Origin of the sequence: Pseudomonas sp. NPDC088429 (assembly GCF_044753305.1) — a bacterium.
Classification (GTDB): Bacteria; Pseudomonadota; Gammaproteobacteria; order Pseudomonadales; family Pseudomonadaceae; genus Aquipseudomonas; species Aquipseudomonas rustica.
Window position 1 is genome coordinate 55763 of the sequence record NZ_JBIVMX010000006.1, and the last position, 24637, is coordinate 80399.

A 24637-nucleotide genomic window follows, 5' to 3' on the forward strand; every position below is an offset into this window, starting at 1 on the left:
TTGTAAGCCACTCCGTGTAGGAGCTGCCGCAGGCTGCGATCTTTTGATCTTGTTTTTAAAGATCGCAGCCTGCGGCAGCTCCTACAAATGAATTGGTTCGTGCCTACAGCTGTTGGCGACCTATCCAGACAAATTGAAGACTCGGCTGACTTTTCAACTCTGTTCACATGGATATCCTCACAGAGCGCAGACATCCGCCGCGCACAAAAAATGGCTAAGGAGGTTTAACCATGAGCCAGACTTTGACGAATTTCGACATGGCAGCACTGCTGGACAGTGACGAAGCCATCAGCGAATACCTGTCTCAGGTACTCGCAGACGGGGATAACGAAGAGTTTCTTCGCGCAAGCGACTATGTGCTCAACGCGCGTGGGACGGATCTATGTGCAGAGCCTAGACATGCGATCCACCCGGTTTCCTGAATGTAGGAGCTGCCGCAGGCTCGGGCCGCGTTCGGACGATCTTTTGATCCTGCTTTTAAAGATCAAAAGATCGCAGCCTGCGGCAGCTCCTACAGGGATCCGATGTGGATCGGGCGTTAGTGGCGTGGGCAGCTATAGTTAATAGCCTTGGGGAATACCGCACTCGCAGGTGCCGCCATGCTGATGCTCGAACGGCTGTTGTTGATGGGTTGTCTGCTTGCTGCCACTCAGGCGCAGGCGCTGGACAGCAATTTTGTTTACTACGGGCCGAACCAGCCCTTTGCCCACCCTGCCCCGTATTCATTGAATGCGACGCCGCCGCGATCTTATGAAGAGGCGGCGCCGCAGGATTTTGTGGTGATCCCGGGTGACCATGAGTTCTACGATTCACAACTGCCGACGGTGGCGGATGCGACGGTGCGGGTGTTTATTCGCACATACGATGCCGAGCGCGGGATTTATGTGAATGACGAGGTGCTGGATCCCGGTTGTTTGCTGGAGTGTTTGAGTCGGCAACAACAACACTGAATACCGTACGCCCACTGTAGGAGCTGCCGAAGGCTGCGATCTTTTGATCTTGATCTTAAAACAAGATCAAAAGATCGCAGCCTGCGGCAGCTCCTACATTGTGTACGGCCGCTACCACTGCCGTTTATCCGGGCGGGCCAGGCCGAGTTTTTCGATGCGGTAGCGCAGCATGTCGCGGCTCAGGCCGAGCAGGCGCGCGGATTTGGTGACGTTCCAGTCGGTCTTGTCGAGCATCTTGCGCACCATATCGCGCTCCACCTCCGGCAGGTTCATCGACTCCATATTGCTCGCCGGCCGTGGTTCGTAGTGCACCGGCGCTTCATGAATATGCAGCGGCGGCTCGTCGACCAGGCTCATGCACACATTGAGCTGATGCGCGGCAATCGTATCGCTCGGCGCCAGCAGCACAGTTTGCTCAAGCATGTTGCGCAACTCGCGCACGTTGCCCGGCCAGGTGTAACTGAGCAGCAACTCCTCGGCCTGCTGGCTGAAATGCAGATTCGGTTTGCCGTAACGCTTGCCATGGCAGGCGAGGAAATGCCGCGCCAACAGCAAAATATCCTCACCGCGCGCATACAAACGCGGCACTTTGATCGAAATAATCCGCAGACGGAAAAACAGATCACGCCTGAATTTGCCCTGCTGCACCATCTGCTCAAGGTTGCAGTTGGTCGCGCTGATCACCCGCAGATTGACCTTGCGCTCCTTCACCGAACCCACCCGGCGAATCGTCCGATCCTCCAGCAATTTCAAGATCTTCGCCTGCAACAGCAGATCCATCTCGCCAATCTCATCGAGAAACAGCGTGCCGCCATCCGCCGCTTCCACCAGCCCGACCCGGCGATCCTTGGCGTCGGTGAATGCGCCCTTCTCATGCCCGAACAGTTCCGACTCCACCAGATTCGACGGAATCGACGCGCAGTTGAACTCAATGAACGGGCCTTTGCTACGCGGGCCGTCGAAGTGCAGCGCACGGGCCACCAGTTCCTTGCCGGTGCCGGTCTCGCCTTCGACCAACACCGGTGGCAGATCGGTGTTGGCCATGCGCCGTTCTGCGTCGAGCAACTGGCCAATGGTATTTTTCAGATACTGCATCGGCGCCGAGTCGCCGATCAGCGCCTGTATCCCGGATTTCTGCGCCTCGCGCTCCTGATAGAACGACAGCGTGCGCTCCATCCGTTCAGTGGCCAGGGCCTTGTCGAGCAGCAGCTTGAGTTCCGCCAACGCAACCGGTTTGGTCACGTAATGAAAGGCGCCCTCCTTCATCGCCACCACCGCGTCTTCGACGTTGCCGTAACCGGTCATCATGATCACTTTGAGATCCGGCGCGCTGATGCGCAGCTTCTGGATCAGGTCGTGACCACTCATGCCCGGCAGCGAGTTATCCGTCAGGACGATGTCGGGCATAAAGCTTTCCAGTTGCTCCAGCGCGTCTTCGGCCGAATGGCAGACTGTCACCTCGAAGTCTTTGCGCTCCAGGTAGGTCTGAATATTCTCGGCCAACAGTTCGTCATCCTCGACCAGCAGAATGCTGTGTTCCATATTCCCCTCCCGATGCCACTTTGAAGTTGAGACTGACGCGGGTTCCTTCCTGCTCGCGGCTGGTCAGGACGACCGAACCTTGAAAGCGCTCCATGATTCTTTTGACCAACGCCAGGCCAACCCCGAGGCCGCCCTGTTTGGTGGTGAAAAACGGTTTGAACACCAGCAGTTGCTGCGACGCGCTCATGCCCTTGCCGGTGTCGCTCAGGGTCATGCGCACGCTGTCCGGCTGCGGTGATTCGAATTCAATGCTGAGTACGCCGCCCTTGGGCATGGCTTCGAGGGCGTTGGCAAACAGGCTATTGAGGATTTGCGTAAGCAGCACCTTTTGACTGACCACCGGCAGGCAATTTTGTGGACTGAATCGCACTTCGACGCCGTTACGCCTGATCAACGCATCGAAGGCACCCAAAGTGTCCTCCACCGCCAGCACCAGATCCACCGCTTCGCCGTCGTCATTCATCGGCCGTAACGACACCAGCAGTTCGCGCACCCAGCGCGACATGCGGTCGACCTGACTGATGATGTCGCCGATATTGCGTTGCGCACCGGGGCTGGCGACTTCCTGAGCCAGTTCGGCGCTGGAACGAATCGTCGCCAGCGGATTACGCAAACTGTGCGCCACCGCCGAAGACATCTCGCCGAGGGCAACAAAGGTTTCGTTGCTGATCAATTGCTGTTGTTGGCTTTGCAATAACTTTGCCGCACGCCGCACAATCCAGAACAACGCCAGAAAAATCGCCGCTCCGCCAAAACAGGTCGCCGCCCAGATCGAGGCGAAACCGCGATCTATACGGTCGACCAGATCCGACGGTTCCTTGTAGATCTCGACCATGGCGATGACTTTGCTTTTATCGGCATTGAACATCGGGATGTAGTTCTCGATGAACAGGTATTTCGGCTCGCGCAGCAAACGTTGCTCCGGACGCTCCTCGTCGATTTTGTGGTAGCTGGAGGAGACCGGCACTCTCATCTCGAACGACTCGTCGAGTTCGTCGTCATCGTCGATGTGCACGCCGATCAGCTCGGCGTTGGTCGACCAGATCACCGTGCGATCCAGCGCATAAACGGTGGCGAGAAGAACGTCCGGCAGGTGCTCGACGTGATCGAGAAATTCGGTGCGGGCCGACACGTGCGACGCCGGGTCGACGTCGGGATAATTGTTGTCTTGGCGCGGGTCGAGCATTTCACCCATGGTTCGCGCCGGTGAGATGTCGGCGTGGCGCATCTCCGCCTCGCCGATGGCCTGAACAAATTGCGCGGTCAGCAGTGCGTCACGCTCGACGCTTTCGGTGACCACGAAGCGCGTGGAGATGTAACCGAGCCCCAGCGCCACGGCCGCAATGATGAAAAAACTGGCGAGCGTGAACCAGCGCAGCAGATCGAACTGCTCACGCCAGCCCTTGCCTGCGACCGATGCGTTCGGTGCAGAGGTTTTTTGTGCTTCCAGTCGCTGCATGGGAGTGCCCTGGAGTGTTTGTATCGAAGCGGTTACAGCCCTTAGTGTAGGTGGCTATGACCGCGACACACGGTTCAATGATGCTATTTTGCCGCTAGCGCATTTGACTCACCGTCGCGGCGCTATCACCCGGTTTTACTGGCGTCAAGCCGCCGTCGGCCAAGCCTTTGGCGGACGTTTGCTGACGTTCGGTTTCGTCACTGAGGAAGTCGATGATCGACTGCGCCGACGCTTCGTCGAGGCGCAGGTTGGGCATCGGAATTCGCTCGAATTGTTCATACAGTTGCAGCGCGATCGGGTCTTTTTCCGCAAGCAAGCGATCCGGTTCACGAATCCAGCGATTCAGCCATTTGGGGTCGCGGTTGCGGGTCACGCCAATCAGGTCGGGGCCGATGTTGCGCATGCCAATGCCTTGGCCATCCTGCGGGCCGAGGCTGTGGCACGAGGCGCAGCGGGTGCGAAACAGTTCTTCACCGTTGCTCGGCGGGCGAATATCCGGGGCGTTCGCGTAGCTTTCTTCGATGCTCGGCTGCTTCCAGTTCTGCAAGGTGTTGGCCAGTTGATCGGCAAGAATCCACGGATTTTCGAATGGCGAAGCTTTCATCCAGCGCCCGGTGGTCTGATTGCCGACGATCAGGCTGAGGTTGTGATCCTTGCTGCGGCCGTTGTCGACACCTTCGATGAACAGCCCGAGTTTCTTGCGCAGGTCGGTGACGTCTTCGAATTCGCCGGTGAGAAACTTCCAGCCCGGCCCGACCTTGAAGCGTTGCGAATAGGCCTTGAGCACCTCGGGCGTATCGCTCAGCGGATCGATGCTGATCGAGTAGAAGAAAATGTCCTGCCCGACCCGATCGCCGAGCAGTTTCTGCACCTGGCGCAGGCGCGCGGTTTCCAGTGGGCAGGAGTCGCTGCACGAGGTGAAGATGAAGTTGATCACCACCACTTTGTCTTTGATCAGGTCATCGAAAAAATGCACCTGCTGACCGTCCTGATCGGTCAGCAGGGTATTGGGGAAATAGTCGCCACCCCACGGGGTGGCGGATTCGCTGGCCGCGGGCGGTTGGCCGACGCTGGCCTGATGTGCCAGCAGCACGCGGCTGCCGAGCACACAGACCACCAGCATCAGCACCAGGTGCATGCCCAGCGCGCGGGAACGCGGAGCTTGTGTTGGCATGACGGTGCGCTCGCGGTTCATTTTTTCACGGTCACTTGCGGGCCGAAGCCATCGCCATTGCGGAAGGTTGGCAGCGCGGCGGAGTTGACGTAGCGCACGCCGTCCCAACTTGGCAGAGGCGTCGGCATCAACTGCAGTTGCCCGGGCTTCTCAAGGTCCCAACGCAGCAGCATCGAGTTGTCCTCATGCTGAGTGTTGTGACAGTGCTCCATGTACGTCCCGGCAAACTCGCGGAAGTTGATCGCCATCTCGACGCTGTCCAGCCCATCGTTTTCCGAACCGATGCGATAGACGTCTTTGCGCGCCCATTTTTCCCATTCAGGCGGTGCCTTGCCGCCGCGACTGAGGATGATCCCCTCCTCGAAGTGCACGTGCACCGGATGGCTCCAGCCCTTGCCGCCGGCCTTGATGTTCCACACCTCCAGGGTGCCGAAACCGGTGATACCGGCGTCGGTCGGGCCGCTGGACAATTTGGTCGAGGCGTTGAGGCGCCTTGGATCCATGTGGAAGCCGAACCCGCCATCGGTCTTGACCGTCCACGGCGCTTCATCAGTGCCGTCGGAACGGCCGAAGGTGAAGGTGCGGTGACGGGCGTTGGCCAGCAGTGCTTTGTCGGCAGCGTTGTCGCGGTGAATCTTCAGCGGAATCATCACCAGCCCTTCAGCCTTGCCCGGTTTGGCCGGCTCGTAGGCTGCCGGATCCATCGCCAGATCCTGGCCGGTGTAGGCCTTGACGTTGAGCTGCAAGACTTTGCCCACCGCCGGATCGCCCTTGTCCCACTGCGGGCCTTTGCTGCTCTGCTTGATTACCGCGAGGTATTTCTCGGAGAGCACGTCGGCCAGCGAGATCACGTCTTTCGGCCCCTTGCCGTCGTCGTGGGCCTGCAAGTTGAGGAAGAACAGTTTGTCGCCGGGTTTGATGCCGTTTTTGGCGAAGTTGACGATGATGTCGAAGCGCTCGGCAATACCCTGGGTCGGCAAGATCGCGTTGTGGTTCTGTTTGTCGCCGTCGGCATCGAGATCCATCGAGCCGTCGAATGGCACGCTGTGCTCCATGATGTTGCCGTCGTTGGCGATCATGTGAAACGGCACGCGGCTGTACGACACGCCAGAGTTTTTCGGCCCTTGAAACTCGCCGCTGCTGCCTTTGATCTCACGCACCAGCGCCAGTTTGAAGTAACGCGACACCGAGCCGTTGAGGATGCGGAAACGGTAGCTGCGCGCACGCACGTCGAGGGTCGGTTTCCACTGCCAGTTGACCAGCATCTGATCGCCGAGGAAGCCGTCGGTGTTGAACGGGTTGAACCACAACTGGCCTTCCTGATCCCAGGCCTTGTCGGCGAACACCAGGTTGACATCGTAGTCGCGGTTGCCCCACGGCAAGGCGCTGCCGCTGGGCAGGCGCAGGTTGACGCCGTCGTTGACCGACTCGTTGCCGCGATCCAGCGCGCTGTAGTAATTCATCATCGCCGCGTTGCCCTTGTAGACATTCTGCGCGGTGAAATCGAGCATGTGATCGTGGAACCAGTGGGTGCTCATGGTCTCGCGCCAGTCGCCGCGAATCTTGATGGTGCCGTGGTCGCAGGTCTTTTTCGCCGGAGCCAAGTCGTTGACCCACAGAGTTTCACCCGGTGCGCAAGGGAACGCTGCGCGCGGGTCTTCAGCCTTGGTGTTGATGCTGTCGTAACCGGCGAGCTGGATCGGCCAGCGATAGTCGTAGAACTGCCCCGGGAAGAAAAATGCGTTGGCGTAACCGTCGCTTTCTGCCGGCGCGTGACCGTTGTGCTCGTGGGTACTGATGGTGTGCAAGCCGAAACCACGGTTAGCCGCCGGATCAATCGGCAAGCCGTTGTAGTGACGCATCATCACCGGCTGGCCGTAGCGCACCATCAACAGTTTCGGCGGCAGCGTGCCGTCGAACGTCCACACCGCGTTGTGGTTCTGCACCGGCATGTTCGGGTGGAAGCGCGGGTCGACGCCTTTGGCCGTGCCGTCCGTCAGCGGTACACCGGCGACGTTGTGGTACAGGCCGCCGGGGCCGAATTCGCCCACGGCGTAGTGGTGCATCTGCACGCTGTCACGCAGGCCGCCATTGATGCGCGCACCGGTTTGCGCGGTTTTGTAGGCAACTTGCGGGTAGAACTCGTTCCAGCGCTGGTGCGCCCAGCCCTTTCCTGGCGGCCGCCCTTCTGCCGACGAACCGATATGGCGGTTGAGGAACACCTCGATCTGCGCCTGCCACGGGTTGCGGTCGACAATGTTGGAGAACTGGCTGGGGAATGGCGTCAGGCCCGGTTGACGCAAGAACGCGTCGAGCGCAGTGCCGGGTGGCGCACTGCGGGCGACGTTGTTCGGATCCTGAGCGGGAGCCGGGCCGATCGCGGCCGGCGGAAATGGCAGCGGCGCGGCGGGAGTGGTCGGGTCGAGTTTTTCCGGGCCGAACTCTTCGAACAACACCAATTGCTGGGTGAACGGCTGCGCGCCATAGAGCGGGCTCGGCTTGCCGTTGGTGGGGTAGTTGAAACTGGTCTGCACGGTCGGCGGCAGGCTGTTTTCCGCACGCGGAGTGTCACGCGAGCCTTTGACGCCGTCGGGCAAGTCGAAAGAATCTTCGTTGGCCTCGGGCATGGTCAGGATGGCGTTGAGCGCCGTCGCCTCATCCGCCGGCTCGTCGTAGTAGGCCGACGGATCGGACGCTTCGGGCTCGCGTTCGTCATCGATCGGGCTCGCTCGAACGCCGGCCATGGTGCCGAGGGTCAACAGCAGGAAGACGCTCAGCGGCGTCAGCAGGAAGGTGTTGCTTGGGTTACGCGTTGTTCTGTCCATCACCAGCCGCCTCATCAAGGAAGGGGTGATGGTGTTTTGCAACTAGTGCGCCAAGAATTTATTTCCAGTTGTTACAGGGGCTTGCGGGGGCTGCGGGTGTCCCCACTCCCCGGTGACCGGGGCTTGACACCCAGTGATGGGGGAAGTTCATAAAAATTTTGGGGATACATAGTCCCTGTAGGAGCTGCCGAAGGCTGCGATCTTTTGATCTTGTTTTTTAAAATCAAGATCAAAAGATCGCAGCCTTCGGCAGCTCCTACAGGGGTTAGCGAATTACTCGACGAGTTGGAAGGCCAGGCGCACGGTGGTGCCCTCACCTTCGCAGCTGTGCAGGGTTACGCCGCCGCCGAAGCGTTCCATGATGCGTTTGACCAGCACCAGACCGACGCCGAGGCCGCCGGCCTTGGTGGTGAAAAACGGCCGGAAGGCCATGGTGCGCTGTTCTTCGTTCATGCCTTTGCCGGTGTCGCTGAGCACCACGCACACGCCGCGATCGTCGCTTGGTTCGAGGCTGATGGTCAGCGTGCCGCCCTTGTCCATCGCCTCCAGCGCGTTGGCCAGCAGGCTGTTGAGGATCTGCGTCAGTTGCACCGGCTGGCTCAGCACCATTGGCGTGTGCTGCGGCTGAAACACTACTTTTACGCCTGCCCTGGCGATCTGCTGTTCGAAGGCGACGAGGCTCTCGTGCAGCGCCGCCACGAGGTTCACCGGTTCCGGGTCATCGTTGAGCGGACGCAACGACTGCAGCAACTCGCGCACCCATTTCGACATGCGATCGACCTGGCCGATGATGTCTTTGATGTTCTTCTCGGCCGGGCCGGCGTCGAACTCCAACGCGAGCTCGGCGCTGGAACGGATGGTCGCCAGCGGATTGCGCAGACTGTGCGCCACGGCGGACGACATCTCGCCCAACGCAACATACGTTTCATTGGCGATCAGTTGTTTTTGCTGCACGGCGAGCAAAATCGCCGCGCGCCGCACGATCCAGTACAAGCCCAGATAAATCAGCCCGCCGCCGAGCGCAGTGGCCAGCCAGATCAGGATCATTCCACGCTCCATGCGCGCGATCAGGTCTTTGGGTTCCTTATAAATCTCGACCATCGCCGTGACGGTCTTGCCGTCGGCGTCGAACAGCGGGATGTAGTTTTCGATAAAGATGTAGTCCGGCGGGATGACGAACTTCTGTTCTTCACGCGCCTTGTCGACGTCGTGATAGCTGGCCGACACCGGAATCTTTTCGTTGAAGGCGCGATCAAGGTCTTCGTCGGCATGGATGCTGGTGCCGACGAGAACCGGGTTGGTCGACCAGATCACCTGGCGATCCGGCGCATAGATGTTGGCGAGGATCACGTCGGGCAAGTGTTCGATGTGATCGAGAAACTCTCCGCGCGCATCGGCCCGGGCTTGTGGATCGACATCGGGAAAATCCTTGTCTTGGCGCGGGTCGAGCAACTCGCCCATGGTGCGCACGTTGGGGATCGAGACGTGGCGCACTTCGGCTGAAGCGATGGCCTGAATGAATTGCGCGGTGAGCAAGGCGTCGCGCTGCACGCTTTCCTCGATCACGAACCGCGTCGACACCGCGCCGAGCGCCACCGCCACGGTGGCGATCACCGCCATGCTGATCAGCGAAAACCAGCGCAGCAGGTTGAACGGCTGCTTGCGCGAGCCCAACCGTAGCGTGCCCTCCTCAACCGGAAGCGATTTCGACTGCATGTTCATGGCGGCGACTTCCCGATACATCCCTATAGGGTTATAGCCCACGGGTGGGGGTTTGCCCGGTTGCGGGGATATCGACCCGATGCACACCTGCCAAACCCACCGCAAATCCCTGTAGGAGCTGCCGAAGGCTGCGATCTTTTGATCTTGATTTAAAAATTTAAAAACAGGATCAAAAGATCGCAGCCTTCGGCAGCTCCTACAGGGTTATGTGTTTGGCAGGTAATGGATGTTCATCCCCATCGTCCCCGATTCTGGGGAATGGCGCCCTTTCCCCGCTGGCAAAAAAACCCAACTTCACACCTGCAAACCCCTCTACCCCGGCCCTCTCCCGCCCATTCACTGCACCTTGGCATGGAAGGTGTACAGGCCCTCTGCAACTGACCCATCCCCAAGGGGCAGGTACTTCGATAGAGGGATTAACTCATGCACCCTTTACTGTCCAAAACCGCGACCGTCCTGGTCGTGAGCGCCTTGGCCCAGGGCATCGCTCAGGCCGCTTTGTTTGCTGTAGATCCGGGCCCGTACACGCCGGCCAGTGGCGGTTTCGCCAATTGGTATCAGGACACCCACGGTCGCACCCTCGATCTGTGCCTGTCGAAAGCACTCAGCTCGCGAGTGCCGAGCGCACCCGGCGCACCGTCGTACATGTGCTCGCTGCTACCGACCCCCGGCGTGTTTGACGACACCCAACCGATCGTCTTCCCGAGCAACTTTCCCGACGAAGCGTTCTGGTTCACCGGCGAAACCACCCTCGTCGACGCCGCACGCGGGATCGACCTGACCTACGTCAGTGCCATCGAAGCCGCGTTCGCCGCCGAAGAACCGGTGGAAGGTGATCAAGTCAGCTTCGCGCGAATCCGTATTCGCGTCGACGTGCCCACCGCGGGTACCTACGTCATCACCCACCCGTACGGCGTCGATGTGTTCAACATCGACACCCCCGGTCGCCGTGCGATCAACATGACCCGCGACATCGGCATCGGCACTCCGAAAACCTATGACGGCGCACTCAAGGGCGACATCGGCCCGTTCCTGCGTAGCGTCAACGGGCCGTACACCGAGACCAATCCGCTGACCGGTGCCGCCGAACAATTTGTTGGCGATCCGAACCTTTCCGAAGCGGTGACGGGCAGTCCGTTCAACACCAACTTCGTGCGCATCGAAGGCCCGAATGGTCTGGATCTGCGTTCCACGACGTTTGCCGTCTCCGGCAAGTTGTCGACCGTCGTGCGGCCAACACCGATGATCGCGCAGCGCAGCACCTACTCACGCAAGGCCGGCGACAGCGCACCGGTGGCGCAGCAAGACGTGTTCGTCCTCGCGCCGCCGGCACCGGGTACGGCGGCCGTCACCAGCAGCACGCCCGTGCTGAACATGACCGAAGCCAACAGCACCGGCAGTTGGTATGCGCAATCGGCGGTCAACCCGACCTTGCCGACCACGCTGCAGGTGACCGCCGACAACCACTTGGCCATCGCCAGCAGCACGCCGACCACCCTGCCCATGGCCCTGACCGATCTGGTGGTGATCCAGAGCGCGCAATACAGCCTGAGCTCCGGCCAACTCACCGTGGTGGCCTCGACCAGCGACGAAACCTCGCCGCCACTACTTACCGCGACCTCCGGCAGCGGCGCCGCCATCGGTGCGCTCGGTGGCGACGGCGCGGTGAAAACCCTGGCCACCGGGATCTCGCCGATTCCACCGGCCAAGGTGCGCGTGACGTCGTCCAACGGCGGCAGCGACACCGAAGAAGTGGTCATCGTGCAATGAACGCTCACATGCCCAGATCCGCATCAGGAGGCATCATGAACAAGTGGCCACGCTTTGCGCTCAACGCGCTCGGGCTCGCTCTCTCGCTGACCGGCAGTGCCTATGCGCAACTCGCCGCCGTCGACCCCGGCCCCTACACCTTCGCCACCGGGAAATTCCCGATGTGGTATCAGGACGAAAACCAGCTGTCGATGGAGCTCTGCCAGTCGCGCGCCGCCAGCTCGCGAGTGGCGGCCAGCGTGCCACCGGCCTACATGTGCATCCTGCTCGCCGAGCCGGGTATCTACGATGATGCTCAGCCGATGATTTTCCCGGATAACTGGCCACCGGAAGCGTTCTGGTTTCTGGCCGAAACCACCATCGCCAACAACGCCGCCGGTTACGGGATGGACGCCTACGTCGCCGGGATTGAAGCGGCGTTCGCCTCGGAAAATCCGGCCGACGGTGATCAACAAAGCTTCGCGCGGATTCGCATCCGGGTGAACGTACCGCTTGCCGGCACCTACACCATCACTCACCCGTATGGTGTGGAAACGGTCAACGTCACCGCGCCTGGCCGGCGGGCGATCAACATCACTCGCGACATCGGCATCGGCGCACCGGGCAATTTCAGCGGTGCTGTCGGTGGTGCGATCGGCCCGTTCCTGCGCAGCGTCAACGGGCCGTACACCGAAGTGAACCCGGACACCGGCGCCACCGAAACTTTTGTCGGCGACCCGAACCTCAACGAAGCGGTGACCGGCAGCCCGTTCAACACCAACTTCGTGCGCATCACCGGGCCTGCCGGCACCATCCAGTCGAACGTGTTCAGCCTTTCCGGCAAAGTGCTCGACAACCGTCAGCAGACCCACGTCGACATCGACCGCGCGACCTATCGCCGCACCGCCGCTGGTGTGCGTGCCGAGGTGTTCGCCAAGGCTGACAGCAGCTCGACCCTGTGCTTCCGCGAAACCGTTGCGTTGCTGCCCGGCCCACCACAAACGCCGTGCCAGACCAATCTGCTGGGCGACAACAACGGTCTGTTCTTCGGCCATCGATTGGGCACCGGTGCTGTCCCTCCGGTAGTGGTCGTGACGGCCACCAACCCGACCGGAACCACTCGGCCAACGGCCGTATCGGCCAAGCTCACCGACGTGGTGAAAGTGCAGACCGCACGTTACAACTGGGCCAACCACAGCCTGCTGATCGAAGCCACTTCAAGCGATGAGGTGGCGATCCCGGACATGGTTGCCCAAGGCTACGGACGTTTGTCGAAGACCGGCACTCTGCAGCGCATTACCGTCGCCGACCTGACTCAGCCACCCGCTGCCGTGACGGTGAAATCCGCCGCCGGCGGCAGTGACACTGAGCCTGTTGTGGTGGTCGGCACTGCACCGAACACCGGTGAGAACCAGGCGCCAATCGCCAACGCCGATGCTGGCAGCACCAGTTTTGGTGTGCCGATCACCCTCAGCTTGCTGACCAACGACAGCGATCCCGATGGCAATAATCCACTGGGCATCACCGCGTTGACTCAACCGGCGGCCGGTCAAGGCACCGTCGCACTCAACGGCAGCACCTCGGTGGTCTACACCCCGCCTGCGGTGGTGAACGCGCCACTGACCACGACCTTCACCTACAAGGCGCAGGACGCCAAAGGTCTGGCCTCGGCCAACCCGGCGACCGTAACCATCACCGTCGCGCCAAACCAGGCACCGACCGCCGTCGCCGACAGCGTCGCCACTCTGGGCGTAGCGATCCCGATCAACGTGCTGGCCAACGACACCGATCCGGAAGGCAACGTGCCGCTGGCCGTCAACAGCCTGACCCAACCCGCCGCCGGACGCGGCACGGTCAGCAGCAACGGCACGGTGATCACCTACACCCCGCCCGCCACCGTCACCACGGCGTTCACCACGACCTTCACCTACATCGCTCGGGACAACTTCGGTGCCCTGTCGACGCCGGCCACAGTCACGGTGCAAGTGTCGCCACGGCCAGCGGCGGAAACCTTCGCCGTGACCGCATCGACGGTGCAGGCACGCTCCGGCGGACGCTTCAACTGGGACTTCACCGGCACCTCGTCAGTGACCACCGGCAACACCATCACCGTGCAGGTCACGACCCCGACCGGGCTGGTCACTCTTGGCACCACCACGGTGCCGTTGACCGGACGCTGGCGGCTGACGCTGAACAACACGACGGTGGTGCCATCGGCCAACCCGACCGCGACGATCCGCTCATCTCAGGGCACCGTGCGCACGGTCTCGGTGACCACGCTGTAAGCCAGATCCCCAGCCACTTTCGGGTGGCTGGGGCCCTTCAAATCGGTTAACGCCTGACAGGATGTAAGCCATGAACACGCCGACCGCCGCCCTGCTTTGCCTGCTCCTGCTGTGCAGCAGTGCGGGCGTGCGCGCCGACGACCTGATGGACAACGACGACCTGGCCCCGACCAGCAGCGACCTCGGCGAACTGCCCCCACCCGTGGGTCAGCAAGCCCTGATCGATCAATTCGGCCAAGCCAACGTCGCCCTGCTGCAACAAAACGGTCAGTCGCTGCTCGGGCAGATCGTGCAGTCGGGCAGCAATCAGGAGGCGTACATCCTGCAACAGGGCAGCGACTTGATGGCCCTGATCAACCAGAACGGTTCCGGCAACGCCGCCTCCATCACGCAAAACGGCAGCCACAACCGCGCGCAGATTTCGCAAAACGGCAACAACAACGACGCCAGCATCGAGCAGGCCGGCGCGGGGCTGCAAAGCGCCGTGACCCAGTCGGGCAACGGCATGAGCGTTTCGGTCAAGCAATATCGCTAAGCACTGCAAATCATCGGAGAGTTCAATCATGTTCAAACTGACGCCCCTCACCGCCGCCCTGCTGGTCATGATCAGTGCCCAGGCCATGGCCGACGACAGCCTGTCCAACCAGAACCAGGCCGGTACCGCCAACATCGCGGACGTGAAACAGACCCAAGCCCCGTTCAGCACGGCCACCCAGACGCAACTGGGCCAAGGCAACGACGCCGCCGCCGTGCAAGACCACGCCACCAGCGTGATCACCCAGGACGCAGTCGGCGACTACAACGCCGGCTACGCCGAACAACTTTACGAAGACAACGCCACCATCACTCAACAGCAGGTCGGCGCCTTCAACACCGCCCACGCCAGCCAGTCGCTGGGCTTCGGCTCACCGAACAGCGCGCTGCAACAGCAGCAAGGCACCGGCAACTTCTCGTTCGTCTATCAGGACTCGCAGAACGGCAGCGAAGGCAGAACCTTCCAGTACGGCGACAGCAACGAAGCCAACATCGAGCAACTCTATGAAGGCAGCGGCAACAGCGCGGTGATCACCCAATTCGGCACCGCCAACTACGGCACCGCCGAACAAGTCACCCACAACGGCGGCCAGATCGGCATCAACCAGGCCGGCGAAAACAACTACGCCTACGGCGACCAGCGCGACGGCACCGGCGGCAACATCACCATCAACCAGTTCGGCAACCTCAACGGCAGCGAAATCTGGCAAGACGCGCAACTGGCCAGTCAGGCGACCGTCAACCAATACGGCGACAGCAACGAAACCGTGGTCGACCAAAGCTTCGGCGAAAACAACACCGCCGCCGTCACCCAGGTCGGCAACACCAACGCGATCTACGCCGACCAGTTCGAATCGGTCAACTCGACCCTGGCGCTGTATCAGGTGGGTAATGGCAACGTCCACTTCACCTACCAAAGCGGCGACGGCCACGCCCTCAGCGCCACCTCCGTGGGCAACGACAACAAGGTCTACGCCAGCAACTGGAAAGGCCCGCAACTCGGCGGCCAATTCGGCAGCAACCAACGCGCGACCGTGACTCAGGCGGGGAATGCCAACGTCGCCAGCTTCACTCAGGATGGTGTTGGACAAGTGATGACCACGCAGCAGACCGGGACGGGCAACAAGACCACGGTCAGCCAGGCGGAGTCGTATAACGAGCTGTATTTTGATCAGAATGGCAGCGACAACATTTTGATCTCCGATCAACGCGGCACTGGCAACCTGGTGCAGGGTTCTTCGAATGGCACCGGCAACAGTGCTGATTTCGATCAGTCAGGATCGGGCAACCAGGCGTACACCGCGCAACTGTATGGCAGTGACAACCAGATCACGGTGAAGCAGGCGGACACCATGAACGTGGCGTATGTGACCCAGGGTGGGACGGGGAACATTGCCAATGTCGATCAGAGTGGAGTTACGCAGACAGCGAATATTCAGCAGTATGGGTCGGCTAACCAGGCGACGGTGTTGCAGCAGTAGGGGTTGGGTGTTGATGGGCCGCGATTCTCTGGTGAGGGGCGTCGCGGTTTTTTTTGCGCTGACGCTTGAGTTACGTCCTACAGAAAACGGAACGTTTTTAGAAATCCGGGGAGTTTTCTGACAGGTTCTGGCGGTTGGCCGTCGGAAGCGCAGGCTCTAGGATTTGCCGGGACAACTTGATCCTCATGGAGCTTGGCCTACATGCAATTCATCCAGACAGCGACGACAGCGATACCGTTAACGAATAGACTTCGAGGCACCAAACCCGGAGGTTCTATGATCGACCCGTCCTTGATCGACCCATTGTGCCCTGTTGTTTCGGATCTTGGTCCCGAGGAGCAGGCTGCGAGTTATGACCGTTGGTTTCGGGCCGAAGTACAGGCCTCTCTCGATGATCCGCGTCCGAGTATTCCCCATGAGCAAGTGATGGAGGAAATGAATGCCTTGATGGAATCAATGCGCAAAAGCGCTGATGCAGATTAAGTGGCGACCCAAGGCTCGGGTCGAACTCTCGAAAATCCTGAAGTACATTGGCGAGCGAAATTTTGTAGCGGCGACTGCACTTCACAAGTCCGTCGTAAAAACTACATCTGCGCTTTGTTGGCATCCCCACCTGTATCGCAAAGGTCGCTCTCCCGGCACTCGAGAGATTGTGGTAAGCCCGAACTATCTCGTCGTTTATCAAGTGGCGGACCACATTGAGATTGTGAGCATCTTGCATGCGCGTCAGGAGTACCCTCGACGCGACCCCGGTTAGGATCGCTTCCTCGTCTCAACACAAGAAACCGTGCTTCCCGTGGAGGTACGGTTTTTTTGATCGTTCCCACGCTCTGCGCGGGAATGCCTCTCGGGACGCTCCGCGTTCCAACTCGCGAATTTGACGCACAGCGTCAAGGGCTGCATTCCTTTGCTGCGCGTGGGAACGATCAATCAGCCATCCTTCAACTCGACGTGATCCAGCGCTTGATTCACCGCCAGTTCGCCCAGCATGACGACTTGAGCGATGCCCAGTGCTGTCTTGCGCTGTGAGGTTTCCAGGGAGGCGGCGAAGTTGATGAGCATTTCGCTGGCCGAGCCCAGGGTTTCGCTGGCGTTGGCCAGCAGGGATTCGGTGTTGTACCGGGGTTGTCGAGGTACATGGGTTCCGGCTCGTTGGCGCTGGACATGATGTGGGCGGCGGGATTGAGGTAGAAATCCAGGGCGCGGTCGGCGGCTTCGTGGAGTTTTTTGCTGTCGACTGAGGCGTAGGGGGATGTGGTGTTGGTGTCTGGTTCTGGGGGGTTGGGTGTTGGTTTTTTCATGGTGATTCTCCGATCCTGAAGTGGAGCTGGCCCATTCGGTTTCCGAACGAATAGGTGGCAGCTGTACGCAGGCTGGAAACCCGGGGAACGGAGAACCCGGTTGACCCGAAGGTCTCCCGCGCACAGCCGCCATAACGGAGTGCACACAATTAAGGTGCGCAAGCATACGTCATGAAAAGCGCAAATGCGCTCGGTTCACGTCGGGGTTTCCAATCCCGGTCGCTGAATTGGCAGCGACGAACACAGGCTAGAGACCGGACGTCCGACGGACAACCTGAAAACCTTGTGGGAAGGTTCCGCAAAACCGAAACATCCTTTAAACATCCCGAATTGAAATACGCATGTATAGGAGCTGCCGAAGGCTGCGATCTTTTGATCTTGATTTTGATATTCATCTTAAAAAATCAGAGTCAAAAGATCGCAGCCTTCGGCAGCTCCTACAGTGAATGTGTGCAACCGGCGGGAATTGGTCGGCTCATAGATCGCCATCGCTGGCAAGCCAGCTCCCACAAGGAGTTGGGTACATCCGCAATAGCTACTGTGTCTGAGAGATAGCTATCGCGAGCAGGCTCACTCCTACCGTTGAATCGCGTGCTGTCAGCAAGAAATTGGTCGGCTGTAAGGCCGCCTTCGCGAGCAAGCTCGCTCCCACAATGGAGGTGTACACCATTAGGCCGAGTGTCAGCTCGCCTGCTCTTGATCTTGATCCACGGGCGACGTCGGAAGGCTGAGTGGAGGGATTGATCCGGGCGTGGGAGCGCAGCGACCGTTTGGCGCAGCCAAACACAGCGAGAGGAGGTGCAGCGAAGCAAACCGTAGGCGCTGCGCCCGGATCGATCACGGAGCGAAGGAACCCCGAGCTTTAGCGAGCGGGCCGTACGTAGGAGCAAGCGTTTTTTTGCTTACTTTTTTTAGGCGTTTGTAAAAAAAGTGAGTCGCCGTAAGGGCGAAACCCTAGGTGGCCGTTGCCGCAGGAATGGATATGTACTCAGTCAGAAAGAACCCCAGCGCCTGACAAAAAGCCTTCGCGAGCAGGCTCACTCCTACAGGTTTAAACCGGTTTCGGCCAAAAGAACCTGGTCGGCCCGAAGGCCGCCACGTTCACTCCGCCTCCGGATCCACCTTGTTCTGGCTCAAATACCGATTCAACACATCATCCTGCCCAGGCACAGAAGCGTCCCCCGCCACCTGCCACAACCGCCGCTCAATCCCCTGCGCCACCATATGCCCCACCGCCGCCTCAATCGCCGACAACACACACAACTGCGCCGGCTCATTCGTGGTGTAGCCAACCTCAGCCTCAAGCAACTTCTTGAACTCGATAAACTTGAAAATCCCGGCACTGCGCGCCACCGAATAAATCGTCTTGCTGGTCATCACATTCGACAACACCTGCCCACTGCGCACATCCACCGCACGCAAGTTCACAGTCACCTGATCCACCCGATATTCCCGGGAAATATCAATCCCCAAATACCGCGCCCCTTCCCCACCGCTACGCACATTCGTGTCATACGCGATGATCCCTCCCTCAAGCATCATGTTCGCCGCCTGCAACGGCGGCAGCTCACCCTGAATATTCACCGGCGTATTCGGCTTCTTCTGCGACGCGCGAATGATCTTGCGTTCGGTCAACAGGTTCTGCAGCCCTTCCCGTTCCAGCACCACAAACCAGCCACTGGCCTGCATCGCGTCCATCAACATCGACGCCGCACCCTGAGTCACACTGGTGGAAAACGAACTCGCCGGCGTTGGCTTGTACTGCCCGGTCTGATCACGGAACCCGTACACCACCGCCATCAACCGGCCCTTGGGCCGCGGCATCTTCAGCAAATCGTAATAAGTCGAGGCCCTGGGCGTCAGGGTCGGGGTTTCGGTGTCCTGCTCGGCCGACATCGGCTCACGCAGACTGCACCCTTGTAATGTCGCCAACAGCAGCCCTAACGCGATGATCTTTTTCATGTCCGTTCTCCCCGGAACCGTCAGCCCGTCACGGGTTGAGGCCGTTCACCTGAATTTCCGAAACCTCACCGGTCGCTCGATCGGTCACTTCAATGCTCAGTGCCCCGGAGTCGTCGATGACGTTGACGATAAAAGAGTCGGTGGACAGGCTCCCCGTGTTGCCGGTGGAGATGTTGTCCAGCAACTGCCCTAGCAGCCGCGATTGCAATTGACTGGTGAAGCGCTCCAGCGCCGAGGTGCCGGCCACCGCCGAGCGGCTCTTGATGTCCGGGTCGTCGTGATCGTTTTGCGCCTGCGCGTTGTTGAGCAACCAAGTGCCGTTCAACGGGTTGCCGCCGAACGACGGGTTGACCGGCGTGTAGACCAGTTCAGTGGCCTGGACAGCGGCAGCGCTGGCGAGCCCGATCAACAACCCCGAGATCCACAATCCGCTGCGCCGTGAGAACGTTTTGCTGTTCATAGTTCGTCCTTCTCAAGGTCGGTGGTGTCCTGCAACAGAGCCTCCAGCTTGCGCTGGACAACCTGGCGTCGAACCCAGTCGGCGGCCGCGTAGGCCTCGTCCTTCAGTTCCACGGTGTTCGGCGGCAGGAAGCGCCGATAAACCAGGCGTTGCTGATATTCCACGGTCACCAGGCTGCCCCAGCGCGCGTCAGGCCGCTCGCGCACCACCAGGTTGAAATCCATCGGGCTGGTGTCGCGCAGGCGTTCACTGAACGAGTAATAAAAGTCGTGGCCGATGTGCGAGATCGTGTCGTCGACGATGAAGCCCATCATTTCGTCTTCTTCACCGGCGCTGGCGCAGCACGCCACAGCGGTAAAGATCAGCGCGCACCACCACTGACGAGTCATGGCTGCAACGCCTGCGGCAAATTCGATTGCCCTTTGGCCGGGCCATTAGTGCCCTCAAGAAAGGCTTTCTCAGCAACGAACTGCCAATCGGAGTAACGCTGCATGCCATCGAAATCCGACCACTGCGTCGGGAAGTCCGCCTGCTTCAACGGCAGCTCGGTCGACGGGCTGTTGAGGCCGGTGATGCGTCCGTCAAAACCGCGTTGCAGCGCCCATTCACCCTGACCGATCGGATCGGGATAGAGCTGACGCAGGTGATGCTTGGCCTCAGGAAAACGCTGATCGTCGAGCAGGTCTTCAAGCTCTTTCGGGTACTGCGCCAGCCCCGGCGAGCTGCGGTAATAGCTGCGCAGCGCCTGCGCGTATTGGGTGCCGACCCAGAGCAACTGACGTTCACGGTCGCGGCGTGAAGCGGTCGACCACAACTCGCCGGCACTGGCCAGGCCCATGCCCATCACCACAATCAGGAACAGCACGCCCAGGTAAGTGAAACCACCCTGCTGCGCACGGTTACCACTCGGAATACTGGCTGCCATCACGCGCCCTCCCGGTAGCACCGCTTTTGATGTCGGCCACACCACCGGCAACACCGTCCGGTGGCGCGATCAGCACCCACTGGTCTTTGCGTTCGGTGATCGGATCGAGTGGCGCATTGCGCAGGTAACGTTGTTCGATCAGTTGCTCGATGGAATCCGGATAGCGCCCGGTGTCGCCGTAAAAGTGATCCAGCGCTTCGCGCATCGCCGACAGGCTCTGGCGCAAGGTGGTTTCCTTCGACGCTTCGAGGCTGTTGAAGTAGCGCGGCAGCGCGATGGTCATCAGCGTGGCGATGATCGCCATCACCACCATCAGCTCCAGCAAGGTAAAACCTTTTTCCCGGCGCATGAGGTTCACCACTCGCGGTAGGCGATGCCGTTGAGGCCCTTGCCCCGGGCGTGGGAGTAGACGTCGAAAACGTCCTCGCCATCGCGCGGGTTTTGAGCCGAACTGTTGTAGGCGCGCACGCCCCAACCCCCTTCATCATCACGTTTGGCCGGCACCAGCGGATCGCGCGGGATGCGGCGTAAAAAGTAGAACTTGGCGCCCTTCGCGCTGCGCACATCGCGCACGCCTTCGACCAGCACTTTCAGGTTCGGCGGGTAGCCGCTGCTGTTCAGCGACTTCTCGATGTAACCGGCATCGAACGCGCGTTTGTAGGCGTCGATACCATCGCGAATCTGGTACAGCGCATTGCGCAATTCCTGCTCCTTGCCACGCCGCACCAGGGTCTCGGTCAGTGGCGCGGCCATGCTCGCCAACAGGCCGATCAGGGCCAGCGTCACCACGACTTCGATCAGGGTGAAACCGCGTTGGGAGGCGTTCATGATCAAGGCTTCTCGACGGTGACGCGGGTGGTGGCCACGGCCGATTCACTGACGGCACGCGGCTGCGCGGCCGGCGACGGCATCACGTAACTCTGCGAACGATCCGGTGCCTGGATGTGCATGCTGGTTTCGGTGCCGGTGGAGAACTCCATGTCCGACGGGCTCTGATACGGCAGGTTGCGCACGATCCGTGGGGTGATCGACAGCACCAGTTCGGATTTGCCGATGGTGTCCTTGTTGCTACCGAACAAGCGGCCCAGCCCGGGAATGTCACCGAGGCCGGGAATCTTGTTGCCGGTCGCGCCGTGGTCGTTGCGCACCAGCCCGGCGAGGATCTGCGTTTCGCCGTCGTGCAGACGTAGCGAGGTCTGCGCGTTGCGGGTATCGACCTGCACCGGGATCGTGCCCTGACGGGTCGGCTCCAGCGGCGTGGCGTTACTCACTTCCAGCGCGATCTTGATCGCCACTTCGTTGTTCAAATGCACGGTGGGCGTCACTTCGAGCTTCAGACCGACATCCAGATAGGTCACGCTTTCAGTGATCACCGGCCCCTGCGTCGACGGCACCGAGGTGGCGCTGATGATCGGCACGCGCTGACCGATGTGAATGCGCGCCTGCTCGCGGTTGCTGACGCGAATCACCGGGCTGGCGAGGGTGTTGATGTCGTTGTCCTGCGCGTTGATCTTGGCTTGCGGCGACGGGCCGATGGAGATGCGGTCAGAGTTGATGCCTTTGAGCTGCCCCAACAGCGTCACCGGCGAACCATCGGAGTTGACCACGCCGAAGGTGCTCGGCCATTGCAGGCCAAGGTCGAGAATGCGCTGGGTGGCGACTTCCATCACCTCCACTTCGAGCACCACTTCCGGGTTGGACTGGTCTTGCGATTGCAGGAGTTTCTCGGCCATGCGCACGGCGTCTTCGGTGTCGCGCATGGTCAGGGTGTTGAGGCGTTCGTCGACGAACACATCGCGGGTCTTGAGCATGGTTTTCACCATGTTCAGCGCGGTGTTGGCGTCGATGCTGGTCAGGTAGAAAGTGCGCATCACCAGTTCCTGGTAATCCTTCACTTTCTGCGGCGAATCCGGGTAGATCAGCAAGGTGTTTTCGTTCACCACTTTCTGGTGCAACTGGTTCTGTTGCAGCAGCAGGGTCACCGCGTCTTCGATGCGCACGTCCCGTACGAAAATCGTCGCTTTCATGTCCGGACGCAGGTCTTTGTCGAAGATGAAATTCAGCCCGGCGACCTGCGACAGCACTTCGAAAATGGTCTTGAGGTTGGCGTCGCGAAACTCCAGAGTCACCGGGCGATCGAGCTTGGTGCGCAGTTGCGGATAGGCAATCACGTTGCGGCTCTGCACCAGACGAATATTGCCTTGCAGCTCCAGCGCACCGTCGTTGTTCGGGTCGAGTTCGAGGATCTGTTTGACCTGACGATCAGCGCCATAAATATCGCCGCGACGCAGGTCGCCACGGGCCAGTTCGAGTTTTTCGTCCATGCTGCGCAGGTAATCCATCTGCTTCAGGGCATCCTGAGCGCGGCGGTTATTCGGCTCGATGGTCAGCACTCGTGCGTAAGCGATACGTGCCGAGGCGAAGTCGCGGCGCGAGCGATCGGTGTCGCCGGAGGTCAGCAGCGCGGTGATCGCCTTGGCCCGGCCGCTGTTGAGCAGCAAGTGCAATTCGGTGTCGCGAGGATTTTCGCGCAGACCTTCCTCGATCCGCGCCAGCCCCGCCTCGTACTGACCCTGATCAATCAGGTCGGCGGCTTCCTTGTTGGCCACCTGCGCAGAACTGCACGCGGCCAGCCCGGCGCACAGGCCCAGGCTCATCAGCAAACGGGAACGGTTCATTGCGTACTCCCCACAGACAGGGTCTGCGACAAATGCAAAGGCAGGTAGACCAGGCTCAATTCCACATCGGAAATGCCGGTGATCTTCCAGGTGTCGTCGATCACATCCCCGTTGCGCACGACGTAGATTTTTTCGCCGTTCTGCAAAAACACTTGCAGGTCGCTGCGGTCGTGCAGCCTGCCGACGAACTGAAACGGCACCGGTGGCAGGCTCGGGGCTTGCACCACTGTTGCGGGATTGACGGCAATTTCGGTGACCGTGGCCAGGGTTGGCGCGGCCTTCCAGCTCTTGGCGGCAAACAGATCACCGGCCGGGCTCAAGTCCTTGATCGGCGCCTCTTTGGCCTTGGCGGTGCTGGTCGGCAGCGCACCACGGGTTTTCCCCGGTGTGGCGACGGCCACTTGTTTCGAATCGGCGTCTTCGCTCGGCGAGAAATACGCCGGTAACCACGCCAGCGCAGCGGCCACACCGAAGAACGCTATCCACCCTGTCACGCGCTTGGTATTCATCACGACCTCGACAGGAAAAGGGTCATACGGATCCGGCCATTGAGGTCGGTGTCGCCAATCTTTTTGCGTTGCAACTCGAGGTCTTCCACCACCACCGCCGGCAACTGACCGAGCAAGGCGTGCACAAACCGGCGCAGTTGCGGGTAGCTGCCGCGCACGGGAAGAAGGATCTGATAACGCGCCAGATGGGTTTTCGGGTCGACGCCGAGCGCATATTCGCCGCGTGCCAGGGTGATGTGTTCTTGCGCTGCGAGGGCGTAGATGCGGTCGATGGCGACCGTGGCTTGCGGCTGCGCCGGCAGTTTGTTGCGGAAGTCATCGAGCTGACGCTGCGGCACCACCGGCGGCGCGATGCTGCCGTCTTCAACCTTGGCCAAGTACTCGGTGGCTTCCTGAGTCTGCTGGCTCAAGTGCTGCAAGGATTGCCAGCCCGGCAGCAAACCAACGAGTGCCCACGCCACGGTGACCAGCAGCAGCGCCAGTCCGGCGAGGCCCGGAATGCCGAGGCCTTGCAGGTATTCGTGGACGATCAGTCTAGGGATTCGCATCGCCAATCTCCCAAGTCGCCGACAGGTTGAATTGCACCGGTTGTTCCGGTGATTTGACGACGATTTCGTGGCTGAGCAGCGAGACGTCGGACAGCTCGTCGCTGGCTTCCAGACGTTTGTGGAAATCGAGCATCGCTTGCAGATCCCGCGCCTCGGCGCTGATCCGCACCTGGCCTTTGCGCGCATCCGGGGTCAGGCTCAGCAGTGCAACGTCATCGCGCGGCATCGCTTCGAGCATGGCGAACAGGCGTTCCCATGGGCGGCGCAGTTGCTGCGAGACTTTGCGCATTTCGGCGAGGTTTTGTGCTTGCTCGCGGGTTTCCGCCGGGCTCAAAGTGGATTTGGCACCGCTGTCGCCAGTGAGCTGACGCTGGGTGGTTTGCAGGTGGCCTTGTTGCTGTTCGGTGTGCGCGTCGAGGTGCTGTTGCACGCCGAAGCACAGCAGCGCCAGCAGCACTCCGCCGCTGAGCAAACTCCAACCTAATGGGCCGGAACGTGGACGCGGCTGAAAGTCGAGATTGAGCGCGCGCATC

Annotated in this window: 22 protein-coding genes and 2 pseudogenes; 8 read left to right on the forward strand and 16 right to left on the reverse strand. The window is 60.5% G+C overall.

Annotated features, from left to right (window positions below):
• Positions 1 to 230: 230 nt before the first annotated feature.
• Positions 231 to 374 (forward strand): annotated as a pseudogene (locus tag ACIP66_RS05970) (DNA-binding protein); the annotation flags it as partial.
• A gap of 225 nt (positions 375 to 599) precedes the next feature.
• Positions 600 to 950 (forward strand): hypothetical protein, encoded by a 351-nt coding sequence (locus tag ACIP66_RS05975; RefSeq protein ID WP_400646266.1) that lies wholly within the window; start codon positions 600 to 602, stop codon positions 948 to 950.
• Positions 951 to 1061: 111 nt separating this feature from the next.
• On the opposite strand, the gene ACIP66_RS05980 is transcribed toward ACIP66_RS05975, so the two are convergent.
• From ACIP66_RS05980 to ACIP66_RS06000, 5 genes are all read right to left on the reverse strand, one after another.
• On the reverse strand, positions 1062 to 2492 hold the full coding sequence (locus ACIP66_RS05980; RefSeq protein ID WP_400646269.1) for a sigma-54-dependent transcriptional regulator: 1431 nt from the start codon (positions 2490 to 2492) through the stop codon (positions 1062 to 1064).
• Positions 2461 to 3951 carry a sensor histidine kinase gene (locus ACIP66_RS05985; protein ID WP_400646270.1) on the reverse strand — a complete coding sequence of 497 codons (1491 nt, stop codon included), beginning with the start codon at positions 3949 to 3951 and terminating at the stop codon, positions 2461 to 2463. The genes ACIP66_RS05980 and ACIP66_RS05985 overlap by 32 nt, the downstream gene beginning before the upstream one ends.
• 94 nt (positions 3952 to 4045) lie before the next feature.
• Positions 4046 to 5125 (reverse strand): SCO family protein, encoded by a 1080-nt coding sequence (locus ACIP66_RS05990; protein WP_400646273.1) that lies wholly within the window; start codon positions 5123 to 5125, stop codon positions 4046 to 4048.
• A gap of 17 nt (positions 5126 to 5142) precedes the next feature.
• Positions 5143 to 7950: a multicopper oxidase domain-containing protein gene (locus ACIP66_RS05995; protein ID WP_400646276.1), complete on the reverse strand. Its 2808-nt coding sequence runs from the start codon at positions 7948 to 7950 to the stop codon at positions 5143 to 5145.
• Positions 7951 to 8223: 273 nt separating this feature from the next.
• Entirely contained in the window at positions 8224 to 9672 is a 1449-nt protein-coding gene (locus ACIP66_RS06000) for a sensor histidine kinase (RefSeq protein WP_400646279.1), read from the reverse strand.
• Positions 9673 to 10095: 423 nt separating this feature from the next.
• Between ACIP66_RS06000 and ACIP66_RS06005 the strand changes: the two genes are divergently transcribed.
• The 6 genes from ACIP66_RS06005 (at position 10096) to ACIP66_RS06030 (ending at position 16478) form a co-directional block, all read left to right on the forward strand.
• The gene (locus tag ACIP66_RS06005; RefSeq protein WP_400646282.1) at positions 10096 to 11442 is read left to right on the forward strand and encodes a hypothetical protein; all 1347 of its coding nucleotides are present in this window, start codon (positions 10096 to 10098) and stop codon (positions 11440 to 11442) included.
• A gap of 35 nt (positions 11443 to 11477) precedes the next feature.
• Complete coding sequence (locus ACIP66_RS06010) at positions 11478 to 13706, forward strand: Ig-like domain-containing protein (protein WP_400646285.1); 2229 nt, start codon at positions 11478 to 11480, stop codon at positions 13704 to 13706.
• A 70-nt stretch (positions 13707 to 13776) separates the two neighbouring features.
• Positions 13777 to 14241 carry a curlin gene (locus ACIP66_RS06015; protein WP_400646288.1) on the forward strand — a complete coding sequence of 155 codons (465 nt, stop codon included), beginning with the start codon at positions 13777 to 13779 and terminating at the stop codon, positions 14239 to 14241.
• Between the two features lie 28 nt (positions 14242 to 14269).
• Positions 14270 to 15721: a curlin gene (locus tag ACIP66_RS06020; protein ID WP_400646290.1), complete on the forward strand. Its 1452-nt coding sequence runs from the start codon at positions 14270 to 14272 to the stop codon at positions 15719 to 15721.
• A 276-nt stretch (positions 15722 to 15997) separates the two neighbouring features.
• Entirely contained in the window at positions 15998 to 16204 is a 207-nt protein-coding gene (locus ACIP66_RS06025; RefSeq protein WP_053119193.1) for a hypothetical protein, read from the forward strand.
• Positions 16194 to 16478 carry a type II toxin-antitoxin system RelE/ParE family toxin gene (locus tag ACIP66_RS06030; RefSeq protein ID WP_082341417.1) on the forward strand — a complete coding sequence of 95 codons (285 nt, stop codon included), beginning with the start codon at positions 16194 to 16196 and terminating at the stop codon, positions 16476 to 16478. The genes ACIP66_RS06025 and ACIP66_RS06030 overlap by 11 nt, the downstream gene beginning before the upstream one ends.
• A 173-nt stretch (positions 16479 to 16651) precedes the next feature.
• On the opposite strand, the pseudogene ACIP66_RS06035 reads toward ACIP66_RS06030, so the two are convergent.
• From ACIP66_RS06035 to ACIP66_RS06085, 11 genes and pseudogenes are all read right to left on the reverse strand, one after another.
• Positions 16652 to 17022 (reverse strand): annotated as a pseudogene (locus ACIP66_RS06035) (DUF6124 family protein).
• 1101 nt (positions 17023 to 18123) lie between these two features.
• Positions 18124 to 18984, reverse strand: coding sequence for a CsgG/HfaB family protein (locus ACIP66_RS06040; RefSeq protein WP_053119091.1), 861 nt, complete (start codon positions 18982 to 18984; stop codon positions 18124 to 18126).
• Between the two features lie 28 nt (positions 18985 to 19012).
• Positions 19013 to 19444, reverse strand: a complete 432-nt coding sequence (locus ACIP66_RS06045; protein ID WP_282357072.1) for a curli assembly protein CsgF — start codon at positions 19442 to 19444, stop codon at positions 19013 to 19015.
• Positions 19441 to 19833 (reverse strand): curli production assembly/transport protein CsgE, encoded by a 393-nt coding sequence (gene csgE, locus ACIP66_RS06050; RefSeq protein ID WP_400646296.1) that lies wholly within the window; start codon positions 19831 to 19833, stop codon positions 19441 to 19443. The genes ACIP66_RS06045 and csgE overlap by 4 nt, the downstream gene beginning before the upstream one ends.
• Positions 19830 to 20369 carry a type II secretion system protein gene (locus ACIP66_RS06055; RefSeq protein WP_008086659.1) on the reverse strand — a complete coding sequence of 180 codons (540 nt, stop codon included), beginning with the start codon at positions 20367 to 20369 and terminating at the stop codon, positions 19830 to 19832. Before ACIP66_RS06055 ends, csgE begins: the two co-directional genes overlap by 4 nt.
• A complete protein-coding gene (locus ACIP66_RS06060) occupies positions 20344 to 20718 on the reverse strand; it encodes a type II secretion system protein (protein WP_007919395.1) in 375 nt (124 codons plus the stop codon). The genes ACIP66_RS06055 and ACIP66_RS06060 overlap by 26 nt, the downstream gene beginning before the upstream one ends.
• A 5-nt stretch (positions 20719 to 20723) precedes the next feature.
• The gene (locus ACIP66_RS06065; protein ID WP_053119085.1) at positions 20724 to 21197 is read right to left on the reverse strand and encodes a type II secretion system protein; all 474 of its coding nucleotides are present in this window, start codon (positions 21195 to 21197) and stop codon (positions 20724 to 20726) included.
• A gap of 2 nt (positions 21198 to 21199) precedes the next feature.
• Positions 21200 to 23047, reverse strand: a complete 1848-nt coding sequence (locus ACIP66_RS06070; RefSeq protein ID WP_400646300.1) for a secretin N-terminal domain-containing protein — start codon at positions 23045 to 23047, stop codon at positions 21200 to 21202.
• Positions 23044 to 23556 (reverse strand): hypothetical protein, encoded by a 513-nt coding sequence (locus ACIP66_RS06075; RefSeq protein WP_400646303.1) that lies wholly within the window; start codon positions 23554 to 23556, stop codon positions 23044 to 23046. Before ACIP66_RS06075 ends, ACIP66_RS06070 begins: the two co-directional genes overlap by 4 nt.
• Complete coding sequence (locus ACIP66_RS06080) at positions 23556 to 24104, reverse strand: GspMb/PilO family protein (protein WP_400646306.1); 549 nt, start codon at positions 24102 to 24104, stop codon at positions 23556 to 23558. Before ACIP66_RS06080 ends, ACIP66_RS06075 begins: the two co-directional genes overlap by 1 nt.
• Entirely contained in the window at positions 24091 to 24636 is a 546-nt protein-coding gene (locus ACIP66_RS06085; protein ID WP_400646309.1) for a PilN domain-containing protein, read from the reverse strand. Before ACIP66_RS06085 ends, ACIP66_RS06080 begins: the two co-directional genes overlap by 14 nt.
• Position 24637: the final 1 nt, after the last annotated feature.